The organism is Pseudomonas sp. ADAK21, from assembly GCF_012935735.1.
Lineage (GTDB): Bacteria > Pseudomonadota > Gammaproteobacteria > Pseudomonadales > Pseudomonadaceae > Aquipseudomonas > Aquipseudomonas proteolytica.
In genome coordinates this window covers 388414-401691 of the sequence record NZ_CP052857.1, presented here as the reverse complement: position 1 = coordinate 401691, position 13278 = coordinate 388414, and the positions used below count along the sequence as shown (strand labels likewise).

Genomic DNA, 13278 nt, shown 5'->3' with positions numbered 1-13278 from the left:
TTGTGACCAGTCCACTACTTGAAGCCGTTGCGCTTGCCTGTGAGCGAGACCTGCGGATGCTGTTCGAACACCTCGAACTGCGTCTGGCGGGCGGCGATATGGTGCAGATCAGTGGGCCCAACGGCAGCGGCAAGACCAGCCTGCTGCGCCTGCTGGCCGGTTTGATGCAGCCCACGGCAGGGCAGGTGCGCCTTAACGGCAAACCGCTGCACGAACAGCGTACGGAGCTGGCGCGCAACCTGCTGTGGATCGGCCACGCCGCCGGGATCAAGGATGTGCTGACGGCTGAAGAAAACCTCAGTTGGCTCAGCGCCCTGCATCACCCGGCTACGCGCGAGTCCATCTGGCAGGCCCTGGCCGCCGTGGGCCTGAAGGGTTTCGAAGATGTTCCCTGCCATACCCTGTCGGCCGGCCAGCAACGCCGCGTGGCCCTGGCCCGGCTGTACCTGGATGGCCCGCCGCTGTGGATCCTCGACGAACCGTTCACCGCCCTCGACAAACAGGGCGTGGCCCAGCTTGAAGAACACCTGGCCCGGCATTGCGAGCAGGGTGGCATGGTGGTCCTCACCACCCATCACACCTTGACCCGCATGCCCGCCGGCTACCGTGACCTGGACCTGGGGCGGTGGTCGGTATGAGTGTCTTTGCCCTGCTGGTCGCCCGCGAAGCTCGCTTGCTGTGTCGCCGCCCGGCCGAGTTGGCCAACCCGCTGGTGTTCTTTGCGATTGTCATCGCCTTGTTCCCTTTGGCGGTCGGCCCCGAGACTAAACTGTTGCAAACCTTGTCTCCGGGACTGGTGTGGGTAGCGGCACTTTTGTCCGTCCTGCTCTCGCTGGACGGGCTGTTTCGCAGTGATTTCGAAGATGGATCCCTCGAACAGTGGGTCCTTTCGTCGCACCCCCTGCCTCTTCTGGTACTGGCCAAGGTACTGGCACACTGGGCCTTCTCCGGCCTGGCGCTGGTCCTGCTCGCGCCGCTGCTGGCGATGATGTTGGGGCTGCCTTCCGAATGCCTGCCGGTGTTGCTGGCCTCGTTGTTGCTAGGCACCCCGGTGCTGAGCCTGCTGGGGGCCGTCGGTGCGGCACTGACCGTCGGCTTGAAGCGCGGTGGGCTGTTGCTGGCCTTGCTGATTTTGCCTTTGTATATCCCGGTGTTGATCCTGGGCAGCGGCGCCTTGCAGGCCGCGCTCATGGGGATGCCGGCGACCGGTTACCTCTTGTGGCTTGGCAGCCTGACCGCCCTGGCGGTAACCCTGACACCCTTTGCTATAGCGGCCGGCCTGAAGATCAGCGTCGGCGAATAATGAGGTCTGACCCAGTGTTTTCACTGAGTCAGTAAAGACCCTAAGCTTCTTGCAACGACAAGAAGCAACCGTGATGGAAACAGCAATGAACTGGACCTGGTTTCACAAGCTCGGCTCGCCCAAGTGGTTCTATGGCATCAGCGGCAAAATGCTGCCCTGGCTCGCCGTCGCCGCCTTCCTGCTGATCGGTATCGGCCTGGTCTGGGGCCTGGCCTTCGCGCCGCCGGACTACCAGCAGGGCAATAGCTTTCGCATCATCTATATCCACGTTCCCGCCGCGCTGCTGGCCCAGTCCTGCTACGTGATGCTGGCGGTGTGCGGCATCGTCGGCCTGGTATGGAAGATGAAGCTGGCCGACGTCGCCCTGCAATGCGCCGCGCCCATCGGTGCGTGGATGACCGCGGTGGCGCTGCTGACCGGGGCGATCTGGGGCAAGCCGACCTGGGGTTCGTGGTGGGTCTGGGATGCGCGACTAACGTCCATGTTGATCCTGCTGTTTCTGTACTTCGGTCTGATTGCCCTGGGCAACGCGATCAGCAATCGTGAGAGTGCCGCAAAGGCCTGCGCGGTGCTGGCGATTGTCGGCGTGATCAATATCCCGATCATCAAGTACTCCGTGGAGTGGTGGAACACCCTGCACCAGGGCGCCACCTTCACCCTCACCGAAAAACCGGCTATGCCCGTGGAAATGTGGGCGCCGCTGCTGCTGATGGTCCTGGGCTTCTACTGCTTTTTCGGCGCGGTGCTGCTGATGCGCATGCGCCTCGAAGTGCTCAAGCGTGAAGCCCGCGCCAGCTGGGTCAAGGTCGAAGTGCAAAACAGCCTGGGAGCCCGTGGATGAGTTTCGCCTCTTTCAGTGATTTTCTCGCCATGGGCCACCACGGCCTGTACGTCTGGACCGCCTATGGCATCAGCCTGGCAGTCCTGGCCCTCAACGTCGTTGCGCCGATCCTGGCCCGCAAGCGTTACCTGCAACAAGAGGCGCGTCGTCTGCGCCGGGAGACCGATAAGTGAATCCGCTGCGTAGAAAGCGTCTGTTGATCATCCTTGCCATCCTGGTGGGCGTCGGCGTTGCCGTGGGCCTGGCCTTGAGCGCCTTGCAGCAGAACATCAACCTGTTCTATACCCCGACCCAGATCGCCAATGGCGAAGCGCCGCAAGACACGCGCATCCGTGCCGGTGGCATGGTCGAGGCCGGCTCCCTGAAACGTTCCGGCGACTCCCTGGACGTGACCTTCGTGGTCACCGACTTCAACAAATCGGTGACCATCGCCTACCGTGGCATCCTCCCGGACCTGTTCCGCGAAGGGCAGGGCATCGTGGCCCTCGGCAAGATCAACGCCCAGGGCGTGGTGGTGGCCGACGAAGTGCTGGCCAAGCACGATGAAAAATACATGCCGCCGGAAGTGACCAAGGCCCTGAAAGAAAGCGGCCAATCCGCGCCAACCCAAGCCAAGGAGGGTTAAGCAATGACCTCTACATTGTTTATTCCCGAGTTGGGCCAGTTGGCGATGATCCTCGCCCTGTGCTTTGCCATCGTCCAGGCCATCGTGCCGCTGCTGGGCGCCTGGCGCGGTGATCGGCTGTGGATGAGCCTGGCGCAACCCGCCGCCTGGGGCCAGTTCGCGTTCCTGGCGTTCGCCTTTGGTTGCCTGACCTACGCCTTTATGACCGACGACTTTTCCGTCGCCTATGTCGCCAGCAACTCCAACAGCGCTTTGCCCTGGTACTACAAGTTCAGCGCCGTCTGGGGTGCCCACGAAGGCTCCCTGCTGCTGTGGGCCTTCATCCTTGGCGGCTGGACCTTTGCGGTGTCGGTGTTCTCCCGGCAGTTGCCGCAAGTGATGCTGGCGCGGGTGCTGGCGGTGATGGGCATGATCAGCATCGGCTTCCTGCTGTTCTTGATCATGACCTCCAACCCGTTCGAGCGGATTCTGCCGCAGATTCCCGTGGACGGTCGCGACCTCAACCCGCTGCTGCAGGATATCGGCCTGATCGTCCACCCGCCGATGCTATACATGGGTTATGTGGGCTTCTCCGTGGCTTTCGCCTTTGCCATCGCCGCCTTGCTCGGCGGGCGTCTCGACGCCGCCTGGGCGCGCTGGTCGCGGCCGTGGACCATCGTCGCCTGGGCCTTCCTGGGTATCGGCATCACCCTGGGCTCGTGGTGGGCCTACTATGAACTCGGCTGGGGCGGCTGGTGGTTCTGGGACCCGGTGGAAAACGCCTCCTTCATGCCCTGGCTGGTGGGCACGGCGCTGATTCACTCCCTGGCAGTCACGGAAAAACGCGGCGTGTTCAAGAGCTGGACGGTGTTGCTGGCCATCGCCGCCTTCTCCCTGAGCCTGCTGGGCACCTTCCTCGTGCGTTCCGGCGTGCTGACGTCGGTGCATGCGTTCGCTGCCGACCCTGAGCGCGGCGTGTTCATCCTGATCTTCCTGCTCTGCGTGGTGGGCGGCTCGCTGACCCTGTTCGCCCTGCGTGCGCCGGTGGTCAAGAGCCACGTGGGCTTCAACCTGTGGTCGCGGGAAACCCTGCTGCTGGGGAACAACCTGGTCCTGGTGGTCGCCGCTTCGATGATCCTGCTGGGCACCCTGTACCCGCTGGTGCTCGATGCCCTGACCGGCGCCAAGCTGTCGGTCGGCCCGCCGTACTTCAACGCCTTGTTCATCCCATTGATGGGCCTGCTGATGGTGGTGATGGCGATTGGCGTGCTGGTGCGCTGGAAAGACACCCCGGTCAAATGGCTGCTGGGCATGCTCACTCCGGTGTTGCTGGGCAGTGCCGCCTTGTCGGTGATTGCCGGGATTGCCTACGGCGACTTCAACTGGGCCGTGCTCGCGACCTTCATGCTGGCGGCCTGGGTGTTGCTGGCCGGCGTGCGCGATATCTTCGACAAGACCCGCCACAAGGGCCTGATCAAAGGCCTGCCGACCCTGACCCGCAGTTACTGGGGTATGCAGATCGCCCACATCGGCATCGCCGTGTGTGCCCTGGGCGTGGTGTTGTCCAGCCAGAACAGCGCCGAGCGCGACTTGCGCCTGGCCCCTGGCGAGTCCATGGACCTGGCGGGCTACCAGTTCGTGTTTGAAGGTGCCAAGCACTTCGAAGGGCCGAACTTCACTTCCGACAAAGGCACCGTGCGCGTGGTGCGCAACGGCAAGCAAATCGCCGTGCTGCACCCGGAGAAACGCCTGTACACCGTGCAAAGCTCGATGATGACTGAAGCCGGGATCGACGCCGGGTTCACCCGTGATCTCTACGTGGCACTGGGCGAGCCGTTGGGCGATGGCGCCTGGGCCGTGCGCGTGCACGTCAAACCGTTTGTGCGCTGGATCTGGTTCGGTGGCCTGCTGACCGGCTTCGGCGGGTTGCTGGCCGCGATGGACCGGCGTTACCGGGTCAAGGTCAAGAGCCGGGTGCGTGAAGCCCTTGGCATGCAAGGAGCCGCTGTATGAAGCGTTGGTTGATGGTATTGCCGCTGGCGCTGTTTCTGCTGGTCGCGGTGTTTTTGTATCGCGGCCTGTACCTGGACCCGGCCGAACTGCCGTCGGCGATGATCGGCAAGCCGTTCCCGGCGTTCTCGCTGCCGACGGTGCAGGGCGACAAAACCCTGACCCAGGCCGATCTGATCGGCAAACCGGCCCTGGTCAACGTGTGGGCCACCTGGTGCATCTCGTGCCGCGTGGAGCACCCGGTGCTGAACAAACTGGCCGAGAAGGGCGTGGTGATCTACGGCATCAACTACAAGGACGACAATGCGGCGGCCTTGAAGTGGCTGGCGGAATTCCACAACCCGTACCAGTTGGACGTGCGCGATGAAGACGGCAACCTGGGCCTGAACCTCGGCGTCTACGGTGCCCCGGAAACCTTCTTTATCGACGCCAAGGGCGTGATCCGCGACAAATTCGTGGGGGTGATCGACGAAGTGGTCTGGCGCGAACAACTGGCGGCCAAGTACCAGGCCCTGGTGGATGAGGCCAAGCCATGAAGCGTTGGCTGACCGCTGCTGTATTGGCGTTGGGGCTGGTGGGCGTGGCCCATGCCGCCATCGACACCTATGAATTCGCCCGGGATGGCGACCGCGAGCGTTTCCGCGAGCTGACCAAGGAACTGCGCTGCCCCAAGTGCCAGAACCAGGACATCGCCGACTCCAACGCGCCGATTGCCGCCGACCTGCGCAAAGAGATTTTCCGCATGTTGGGCGAGGGCAAGGACAACCAGCAGATCATCGACTTCATGGTTGATCGCTACGGTGAGTTCGTCCGCTACAAGCCGGCGTTGACCGGCAAGACCGCCTTGCTCTGGTTTGGCCCCGCTGCCCTGTTGCTGGGCGGCCTGGTGGTCATGGCCGTGATCGTCCGCCGTCGCCGTGCGGCTCCCACCGATGGCAGCGACGCGCTATCTGCCCAAGAGCGCCAACGCCTCGACCAACTGCTGGACAAAAAAACTGATGATTGATTTCTGGCTCGCAGCTGGCCTGCTGCTCCTGGTTGCCTTGAGTTTCCTGTTGATCCCGGTGTTGCGCGTACGTCGCGCCCAGCGTGAAGAAGACCGCACCGCGCTGAACGTCGCGCTGTATCAGGAACGTGTTGCCGAACTGCAAACCCAACAAAGCGAAGGCGTGCTCAACGCGGCGCAACTCGACACCGGTCGTGCCGAAGCCGCCCGTGAATTGCTGGCCGATACTGAAGGCGTGGAAAAGCCCCGGGAATCGCGCCTGGGCAAACCGCTGCCACTGCTGGCCGCGGTGCTGGTGCCGGTATTGGGCCTGGCGCTGTACCTGCATTACGGCGCCATCGACAAAGTTGAACTGACCCGCGAATTCGCCGAGCCGCCGGTGTCGCTTGCCGACATGACCCAGCGCCTGGAACGGGCAGCGGCGGCGCAACCGGATTCGGCCGAAGGCCTGTACTTCCTGGGGCGCGCCTACATGGCCCAGGACCGCTCGGCGGATGCGGCCAAGGTCTTCGAGCGCGCCGTGGCCCTGGCCGGTCGCCAGCCGGAACTGCTCGGGCAGTGGGCCCAGGCGCAGTACTTTGCCAACAACAAGCAATGGTCGCCGCAGCTTCAGGCCTTGACCGACGAAGCGCTGAAGCTCGATCCGAAGGAAGTCACCAGCCTCGGCCTGCTGGGCATCGCCGCCTTTGAGGGCCAGCGGTACCAGGACGCCATCGACTACTGGAATCGCCTGCTGGCCCAGTTGCCGGAGCACGACAACTCCCGCGCAGCGCTGCAAGGCGGCATCGACCGTGCAGCCGAGAAGTTGAAAGAAGGTGGCGGTGTTGTCGCCCCGAGCGTCAAGAGCGCCGTGATGAAAGTGCGTGTGGACCTCGCGGCTGACGTCAAAGCCCGTGCGCTGCCGACTGACAGCGTCTTCATCTTCGCCCGTGCCGTTTCCGGCCCGCCGGCGCCACTGGCGGCCAAGCGCGTGACCGTGGCCGACCTGCCGGTGACCGTCGAACTGGGCGATGCCGACGCGATGATGCCGCAGTTGAAACTGTCCAACTTCGCCGAAGTCCAACTGGTTGCGCGCATCTCACGGGCCGGTCAACCGACTGCCGGCGAGTGGATCGGCCGCAGTCAACCCCTGGCCAGCAGCACCACCGCGACCCAGCAGTTGACCATCGACAGTCCGGATCAATAATTTCGAGGAAACGCCCATGACCGCCATCGCTCGTATCACCCTGCTCAGCCTGGTATTGGGCTTGAGTGCTTGCGCGGTTCATCGGCCACCACCAGCCCCTACGGGCCCGACCATTCCACCGTCGGGCCCGTCGACCCAGCCGAGCAGCAAACCCAGCGGCCCGGTCATCGCCCCGCCCAAACCCTTGCCGAGCAAATCCCCGACCTTCGCCCCGCCTCCCGGCGCTGCCAGCCATTGGGACGGCAAGATGCAGGTCTACGTGCTGGACGAGCAACCGGACACCTTCTACCGCCAGCGCACCTACTACCGCTGGAGCAACGGCTGGAGCCGCTCCATCAGCCCGAACGGGCCATGGGAAGAGACCAATGTGCAGGGTGTACCGCCGGGGTTGAGCAAGCAGTACGCGAAATGACAAAAGGCGACCTTCGGGTCGCCTTTTTCTTGCCCGCCTGGCACACCGCTACCCATGCCATCACCCTTCTACTGCAGGACCTGGCTTGCCAGCGAAAAACTTCCAGGCGCTGCGGTCATCCTGATGACCTTCGCTGGCAAGCCAACTCCTACAGGGCATTGCAGAAGCTAAAATCTTAACAACCACGCAAGTCCGGAAGCGGCGTGCGGTTGCCGGCAATTGCCTGGAAAGTGCAGATGGGCGCGCCGAACGTGGTGCGTGGTGGGGCCCACTCGGGTAATGTGGCCAGCGCCGGGCGGGCTGCCGGTAGTCCAACAAGTCTGGCGACAAGCCAAGAGGGTGTTTTGATGGCGGGCAGGTTGATCTATCTCATCGGGCCATCGGGTTCGGGCAAGGACAGCCTGTTGGATGCCGCGCGTGCGCCATTGGCCGAGCGCGGCTGCCGCATTGTGCGGCGGGTCATCACCCGTTCGGCGGAAGCGGTGGGCGAGGCCGCCGAGGGCGTAAGCCCCGCGCAATTCGCGACACTGCAAGCCGAGGGCGGCTTTGCCCTCAGTTGGCAGGCCAATGGTTTGTCTTATGGTATTCCACGGCAGATCGACGACTGGCTGGCGGCCGGCGACGATGTGCTGGTCAATGGCTCCCGTGGGCACCTGGCGCAAACCCGCGCCCGTTATCCGACGCTGTTGGTGGTGCTGCTGACGGTGGACCAGGCGGTGTTGCGCCAACGCTTGCTGGCGCGGGGCCGTGAGTCGGTGGCAGAAATCGACGCACGCCTGGCCCGCAACGCACAGTTCAGCGACAGCCTGAAGGCCGCGCCCGGGGTGTTCCTGCTGGATAACTCCGGGCCGTTGGCGCACACCGTCGCCCGATTGCTCGATTGTCTGGAGCCGGGGCATTCGGCATGCGCCTGACCCTGCTGGGCACCGGCGATGCCCGTCAAGTCCCGGTGTATGGCTGCGAATGCGCCGCCTGTGCCCTGGCGCGCAGCCATGAACACTTGCGCCGCCGCGCGTGCAGCGCGCTGATCGAGTGCGGCGACCAGCGCTGGTTGATCGACAGCGGGCTGACAGACCTGACCGAGCGCTTCCCGCCACGCAGCCTCAACGGCATTCTGCAGACCCACTACCATGCGGATCATGCCCAGGGCCTGCTGCATTTGCGCTGGGGCCAGGGCCTGATCATTGCGGTGCATGGCCCGGCCGATGCAGAAGGCCTGTCGGACCTCTACAAACACCCCGGTATCCTTGATTTCAGCCAGCCCTTTGCCGAGTTCGAAACCCGGCAGTTTGGCGAACTGGCGGTCACCGCGTTGCCCCTCCAGCATTCCAAGCCGACGTTCGGGTACCTGCTGCAAGGGCAGGGGCGGCGCCTGGCCTATCTGACCGATACCACGGGCCTGCCGCCGGCAACCATTGCCTGGTTGCGCCGCGAGCCCCTGGATGTGATGGTCATCGACTGCTCCATGCCACCGCAACCCCAGGCGCCGCGCAATCACAATGACCTGACATTGGCCCTGCACTGCATCGACGCGTGCGGAGCCGAGCTTGGGGTGTTGACTCACGTCGGGCACACGCTGGATGCCTGGCTGTTGCAGCATCGCGCTGAGCTGCCGGGGCATGTGACGGTGGGCTGGGATGGGCGGGTGCTTTAACCCAAGGGCTGCGGCTTTTCAATATCCGGCAAAACAACCGCCAGTCTGCCTCGATAAATCTGTGCTTGAGTAAAGATAACTCTGGGGTTATTTTTATTCGGGCCAGAGCAAGGAGGCTGTGGTGCAAAGCAGGCTATTGATCAAGGAACTGCAAGCGGCGGGCTGGGTGCTGGATCGGGTCACGGGCAGCCATCATATTTTCACGCATCGCTATAACCCGTACACGATACCGGTGCCCCATCCCAAGAAGGACCTGCCCTTGGGCACCGTGCGAAGTATCAGGCAGCGTGCCGGGCTGTTTTCGTTCTAGAGCGGTTTTTAAGGAGAATATTCATGCAATACCCAATCTGTATCGAATGGGGCGATGACTTTACCGCCACCGGTATCCAGATCCCCGATATTCCAGGTGCGGTGACCGCCGGGGACAGTTTTGAAGAGGCTTACAACGCGGCAGTGGAAGTGGCGCACATCATGCTGCAAGAGATGGCCAGTGAAGGCCGGGCGATTCCCATGCCGACCTCGGTCGCGGCGCACCACGGCAACGAGGAATACGCCGGGATGGGCTGGGGCATGCTGGAGCTCGATATCTCGCCTTACCTGGGCAAGACCGAGAAGGTCAATGTGACCTTGCCAGGGTATGTGATCCAGCGCATTGACCGGTATGTACGCGAGCACAAGGTGAAGAGCCGCTCATCATTCCTGGCGGATGCGGCGTTGGAGAAGTTGGTGCGTTCTTGATTGTGCTGGGCTGAATGTAGATCGGATGTTTCTTGAGCAACTGACGATTTGCCTTGAAAAATTCTGTTCCTTTTTGCGTTTTTTTATGGGGGCTCTTGCGGTTGCTTGGGACAGGATCCTGGGCGTGGCGGCGTGGTCTTGAACGTCAGGCGCTGACTGTCGAAGCGCCTCTGGAAACACTCATGAACCGCAACAGGGCCACCAGGGGGAACGCGCTGCCCACCAGGATCACCCCAAACCAGCCGCCGTGTTCATACACACTGCTGGCAATCGCCGAGCCCAGGGCACCGCCGATGAAGATACTGGTCATGTACAGCGCATTCAGACGGCTGCGGCTATGGGCATCGAGGGCGTAGATGGTGCGCTGGCCGAGGACCATGTTCATTTGCACGCAGAAATCCAGGACCACGCCGGTGACCATCAAGCCGATGACACTGTAGGCCGGGTGTACCAACGCAGGCAGAAAACTCAAGGTTGCCAACAACATTGCCAGCAGCGAAGCACGATGGGTATGGCCGGCATCTGCCAGGCGTCCGCTGATCGGCGCGGCAATGGCGCCGAGGGCACCCACCAAGGCAAACAGGGCGATTTCACTTTGGCTCAGGCCGTGGTTACGCGAGAGCTCCAGGGGGGCGGCAGTCCAGAACAGGCTGAAGGCGGCGAACATACAGCCCTGGTAGAACGCCCGTTGGCGCAGCAAAGATTGCTGACGCAGCAGTGAGCCCAACGACCCCAGCAACTGGCCGTAGCTGGCGCTGTGGTCGGGCTGGCGCTTGGGCACGGTCCGCCACAGCACCAGGCTGATAGCGGCCATCATCGCTGCCGCCGCCATGAACATCGCCCGCCAGCCGAAGTGGTCGGCGACCAAGCTGGAAACCGGACGTGCCAGCAGGATGCCCAGCAACAGGCCGCCCATGATGCTGCCCACCACCCGACCACGGGATTCGGCCGGCGCCAGGTGCGCGGCCAGGGGAATCAGGATCTGTACCGACACCGAGCTGAAGCCGATCAGCAACGACACCAGCAAAAACAGGTTGGGTTGTTCGGTAAACGCCGCGCCCAGCAGGCTGGCAATGGCAACCACGGTGGTGATGATCATCAGCCGGCGGTTTTCCAACAGGTCGCCCAGCGGCACGAGGAAGAACAGACCCAGGGCATAACCGATCTGGGTCAGGGACACAATCAGACTGGCCATGGCGGGTGTCAGGCCGATATCCGGGGCGATCAGTTCAATGATCGGTTGTGCGTAATAGATGTTGGCGACAATGGCGCCGCAGCAGAACGCAAACAGCAGCACCATGCCACGGGTCAGGGGGGCGGTCGCGGGCGGGGTAGCGATCATGGTGTTCTCGTTAAAACGGGGAAGGAGGGCGTGAAGGGTAAAGGGTAGGCGAAGGAAGGGAGTAAGTGTTACTGATGATTTCAGTCATGCCTGGCATTGATGCCTTACGTGCAAGCCAATGTGGGGGCGGGCTTGTGTGGGAGCGGGCTTGCTCGCGAATGCGGTGGGTCAGACAAATAGTTTTTGACTGATACACCCCATTCGCGAGCAAGCCCACACACAAGCCCGCTCTCACATTCAGTTACTGGCCGCTGTAGATCTGGTCGAATACCCCGCCATCATTGAAGTGGGTCTTTTGCACGGTGCGCCAGTCACCAAAGGTCTTCTCCACCGACAAGAAGTCGACTTTCGGGAAGCGATCGGTGTATTTGGCCAGCACTGCCGGGTCCCGTGGACGCAGGTAGTTGTTGGCGGCAATTTCCTGGCCTTCGGCCGACCACAGGTATTTCAGGTAGTCATTGGCCACGTCACGGGTGCCTTTTTTGTCGACCACTTTATCGACTACCGACACCGGTGGCTCGGCTTCGGCAGAGACGCTTGGGTAGACCACTTCGAATTGATCGCGGCCGAATTCACGGGCAATCATTTCCGCTTCGTTTTCAAAGGTCACCAGCACGTCGCCGATCTGGTTGGTCATGAAGGTCGTGGTGGCGGCACGGCCACCGGTATCGAGCACCGGTGCTTGCTTGAACAGCTTGCCAACAAAATCCTTGGCCTTGTTTTCATCACCGCCGTTCTTCAGCACATAGCCCCAGGCCGACAGGTAGGTATAGCGACCGTTACCCGAGGTCTTGGGGTTGGGCACGATCACCTGCACGCCATCCTTGAGCAGATCCGGCCAGTCTTTCAGGGCCTTGGGGTTGCCCTTGCGCACGATAAACACGGTGGCGGACGTGAACGGCGCACTGTTGTTCGGCAGGCGGGTGACCCAGTTGTCTGGCACCAGTTTGCCGTTGTCGGCCAGGGCGTTGATGTCGGTGGCCATGTTCATGGTGATCACGTCAGCCGGCAGGCCGTCGATGACCGAACGCGCCTGTTTGCTGGAACCGCCGAAGGACATCTGCAAGGTCAACTTGTCGTCCGGGTGCTCGGCTTGCCAGTGCTTCTGGAACGCGGCGTTGTAATCCTTGTAGAAGTCGCGCATCACGTCATAGGAGACGTTGAGCAGGGTGGTCGAGGCAGCCTGGGCACCGATAGACAGTGCAAGGCCGGCGGCCAGGAGAGAAGCGCTAACGAGTTTTTTCACTGCTCATTCCTTGTTGTTCGAGAAGGTAGTGGCTTATAGCCCACGACTATAGCCGGGGCGGCATAGACGCTTAAAGATTAAAAAGAACTTTGCTTATTCCACTTTCTGATAGAGCCCGTTGCCACAGCGCGAACAGAAGGCCGCGTTGGGTTCATGGGTGTTTTTCTTGCACACCGGGCAGTCATGTTGCAGTTGCTCGCCGCGCATGGCGTTGGCCAGTTCGGCGGTAAAAATTCCGGTAGGCACGGCGATGATCGAGTAACCGGTGATCATCACCAGCGACGAGATCACCTGGCCCAGCGGGGTCTTGGGCACGATGTCGCCAAAGCCCACGGTGGTCAGGGTCACGATAGCCCAGTAAATACCCTTGGGGATGCTGGTAAAACCATGCTCCGGGCCTTCAATCACGTACATCAGGGTGCCGAACACCGTTACCAGGGTGCAGACACTGACCAGGAACACCACGATCTTCTGCTTGCTGCCGCGCAGCGCCGACATCAGGTAGTTGGCTTGCTTGAGGTACGGGCTGAGCTTGAGCACACGGAAGATCCGCAGCATGCGGATGATGCGGATAATCAGCAGGTACTGGGCGTCGCTGTAGTACAGGGCAAGGATGCCGGGGACGATGGCCAGCAAGTCCACCAACCCGTAGAAGCTGAAGGCATAGCGCAACGGCTTGGGCGAGCAATACAGGCGCAGGCCGTACTCGATAGCGAAGATCAGCGTGAAGCCCCACTCGATATAGGCCAGCACATCAGCGTAGTTCTGGTGCACTTCGTCGATGCTGTCGAGCATCACGATCACCAGGCTTGCGAGGATGATCAGCAACAGGATGCCGTCAAAACGCCGCCCGGCTGCCGTGTCGCTCTGGAATACCATGACGTAGAGCCGCTGGCGCCAGTCGTTGTTGCTGTCCATGTAGTCCGCCTGAATCGA

At 62.2% G+C, this 13278-nt stretch carries 17 protein-coding genes; 14 read left to right on the top strand and 3 right to left on the bottom strand.

Annotation, left to right across the window (positions count from 1 at the left end; translation table 11 throughout):
- The first annotated feature begins 2 nt into the window (after window positions 1-2).
- From ccmA to HKK57_RS01805, 14 genes are all read left to right on the top strand, one after another.
- Window positions 3-638, top strand: a complete 636-nt coding sequence (gene ccmA / locus HKK57_RS01870) for a cytochrome c biogenesis heme-transporting ATPase CcmA (RefSeq protein ID WP_029292586.1) — start codon at window positions 3-5, stop codon at window positions 636-638.
- Window positions 635-1303: a heme exporter protein CcmB gene (gene ccmB, locus HKK57_RS01865; RefSeq protein ID WP_029292588.1), complete on the top strand. Its 669-nt coding sequence runs from the start codon at window positions 635-637 to the stop codon at window positions 1301-1303. The genes ccmA and ccmB overlap by 4 nt, the downstream gene beginning before the upstream one ends.
- 85 nt (window positions 1304-1388) lie before the next feature.
- Window positions 1389-2144, top strand: a complete 756-nt coding sequence (locus tag HKK57_RS01860) for a heme ABC transporter permease (protein ID WP_029292590.1) — start codon at window positions 1389-1391, stop codon at window positions 2142-2144.
- The gene (gene ccmD, locus HKK57_RS01855; RefSeq protein WP_029292593.1) at window positions 2141-2317 is read left to right on the top strand and encodes a heme exporter protein CcmD; all 177 of its coding nucleotides are present in this window, start codon (window positions 2141-2143) and stop codon (window positions 2315-2317) included. The genes HKK57_RS01860 and ccmD overlap by 4 nt, the downstream gene beginning before the upstream one ends.
- Window positions 2314-2769: a cytochrome c maturation protein CcmE gene (gene ccmE / locus HKK57_RS01850; RefSeq protein WP_169389701.1), complete on the top strand. Its 456-nt coding sequence runs from the start codon at window positions 2314-2316 to the stop codon at window positions 2767-2769. Before ccmD ends, ccmE begins: the two co-directional genes overlap by 4 nt.
- A 3-nt stretch (window positions 2770-2772) precedes the next feature.
- Complete coding sequence (locus HKK57_RS01845) at window positions 2773-4761, top strand: heme lyase CcmF/NrfE family subunit (protein WP_029292597.1); 1989 nt, start codon at window positions 2773-2775, stop codon at window positions 4759-4761.
- Window positions 4758-5294 (top strand): DsbE family thiol:disulfide interchange protein, encoded by a 537-nt coding sequence (locus tag HKK57_RS01840; RefSeq protein WP_029292599.1) that lies wholly within the window; start codon window positions 4758-4760, stop codon window positions 5292-5294. The genes HKK57_RS01845 and HKK57_RS01840 overlap by 4 nt, the downstream gene beginning before the upstream one ends.
- The gene (locus HKK57_RS01835; RefSeq protein WP_029292601.1) at window positions 5291-5764 is read left to right on the top strand and encodes a cytochrome c-type biogenesis protein; all 474 of its coding nucleotides are present in this window, start codon (window positions 5291-5293) and stop codon (window positions 5762-5764) included. The genes HKK57_RS01840 and HKK57_RS01835 overlap by 4 nt, the downstream gene beginning before the upstream one ends.
- Window positions 5757-6950 carry a c-type cytochrome biogenesis protein CcmI gene (ccmI, locus tag HKK57_RS01830; protein ID WP_029292603.1) on the top strand — a complete coding sequence of 398 codons (1194 nt, stop codon included), beginning with the start codon at window positions 5757-5759 and terminating at the stop codon, window positions 6948-6950. The genes HKK57_RS01835 and ccmI overlap by 8 nt, the downstream gene beginning before the upstream one ends.
- Before the next feature lie 16 nt (window positions 6951-6966).
- Window positions 6967-7362, top strand: a complete 396-nt coding sequence (locus HKK57_RS01825) for a hypothetical protein (RefSeq protein WP_029292605.1) — start codon at window positions 6967-6969, stop codon at window positions 7360-7362.
- Window positions 7363-7709: 347 nt separating this feature from the next.
- Entirely contained in the window at window positions 7710-8276 is a 567-nt protein-coding gene (phnN, locus tag HKK57_RS01820; RefSeq protein WP_169391168.1) for a phosphonate metabolism protein/1,5-bisphosphokinase (PRPP-forming) PhnN, read from the top strand.
- Window positions 8267-9016, top strand: coding sequence for a phosphonate metabolism protein PhnP (gene phnP, locus HKK57_RS01815; RefSeq protein ID WP_169389700.1), 750 nt, complete (start codon window positions 8267-8269; stop codon window positions 9014-9016). The genes phnN and phnP overlap by 10 nt, the downstream gene beginning before the upstream one ends.
- Before the next feature lie 121 nt (window positions 9017-9137).
- A complete protein-coding gene (locus tag HKK57_RS01810) occupies window positions 9138-9326 on the top strand; it encodes a type II toxin-antitoxin system HicA family toxin (RefSeq protein WP_029292612.1) in 189 nt (62 codons plus the stop codon).
- Window positions 9327-9349: 23 nt separating this feature from the next.
- Window positions 9350-9754: a type II toxin-antitoxin system HicB family antitoxin gene (locus HKK57_RS01805; RefSeq protein ID WP_029292614.1), complete on the top strand. Its 405-nt coding sequence runs from the start codon at window positions 9350-9352 to the stop codon at window positions 9752-9754.
- Between the two features lie 145 nt (window positions 9755-9899).
- Here the strand turns inward: HKK57_RS01805 and HKK57_RS01800 are convergent, their stop codons facing one another.
- The 3 genes from HKK57_RS01800 to HKK57_RS01790 form a co-directional block, all read right to left on the bottom strand.
- Window positions 9900-11096 (bottom strand): MFS transporter, encoded by a 1197-nt coding sequence (locus HKK57_RS01800; RefSeq protein ID WP_178121969.1) that lies wholly within the window; start codon window positions 11094-11096, stop codon window positions 9900-9902.
- 241 nt (window positions 11097-11337) lie between these two features.
- Window positions 11338-12342: a sulfate ABC transporter substrate-binding protein gene (locus HKK57_RS01795; protein WP_029292620.1), complete on the bottom strand. Its 1005-nt coding sequence runs from the start codon at window positions 12340-12342 to the stop codon at window positions 11338-11340.
- Between the two features lie 93 nt (window positions 12343-12435).
- Window positions 12436-13260 carry an ion transporter gene (locus tag HKK57_RS01790; RefSeq protein WP_029292622.1) on the bottom strand — a complete coding sequence of 275 codons (825 nt, stop codon included), beginning with the start codon at window positions 13258-13260 and terminating at the stop codon, window positions 12436-12438.
- Between the last annotated feature and the right edge of the window lie 18 nt (window positions 13261-13278).

What these genes read in the sequence shown, in the direction of transcription:
- ccmB (WP_029292588.1), top strand. Translation starts at nt 635, where the DNA reads ATGAGTGTCTTTGCCCTGCTGGTCGCCCGCGAAGCTCGCTTGCTGTGT.
- HKK57_RS01860 (WP_029292590.1), top strand. Translation starts at nt 1,389, where the DNA reads ATGAACTGGACCTGGTTTCACAAGCTCGGCTCGCCCAAGTGGTTCTAT.
- ccmD (WP_029292593.1), top strand. Translation starts at nt 2,141, where the DNA reads ATGAGTTTCGCCTCTTTCAGTGATTTTCTCGCCATGGGCCACCACGGC.
- HKK57_RS01845 (WP_029292597.1), top strand. Translation starts at nt 2,773, where the DNA reads ATGACCTCTACATTGTTTATTCCCGAGTTGGGCCAGTTGGCGATGATC.
- HKK57_RS01840 (WP_029292599.1), top strand. Translation starts at nt 4,758, where the DNA reads ATGAAGCGTTGGTTGATGGTATTGCCGCTGGCGCTGTTTCTGCTGGTC.
- HKK57_RS01835 (WP_029292601.1), top strand. Translation starts at nt 5,291, where the DNA reads ATGAAGCGTTGGCTGACCGCTGCTGTATTGGCGTTGGGGCTGGTGGGC.
- ccmI (WP_029292603.1), top strand. Translation starts at nt 5,757, where the DNA reads ATGATTGATTTCTGGCTCGCAGCTGGCCTGCTGCTCCTGGTTGCCTTG.
- HKK57_RS01825 (WP_029292605.1), top strand. Translation starts at nt 6,967, where the DNA reads ATGACCGCCATCGCTCGTATCACCCTGCTCAGCCTGGTATTGGGCTTG.
- phnN (WP_169391168.1), top strand. Translation starts at nt 7,710, where the DNA reads ATGGCGGGCAGGTTGATCTATCTCATCGGGCCATCGGGTTCGGGCAAG.
- phnP (WP_169389700.1), top strand. Translation starts at nt 8,267, where the DNA reads ATGCGCCTGACCCTGCTGGGCACCGGCGATGCCCGTCAAGTCCCGGTG.
- HKK57_RS01805 (WP_029292614.1), top strand. Translation starts at nt 9,350, where the DNA reads ATGCAATACCCAATCTGTATCGAATGGGGCGATGACTTTACCGCCACC.
- HKK57_RS01800 (WP_178121969.1), bottom strand. Translation starts at nt 11,096, where the DNA reads ATGATCGCTACCCCGCCCGCGACCGCCCCCCTGACCCGTGGCATGGTG.
- HKK57_RS01790 (WP_029292622.1), bottom strand. Translation starts at nt 13,260, where the DNA reads ATGGACAGCAACAACGACTGGCGCCAGCGGCTCTACGTCATGGTATTC.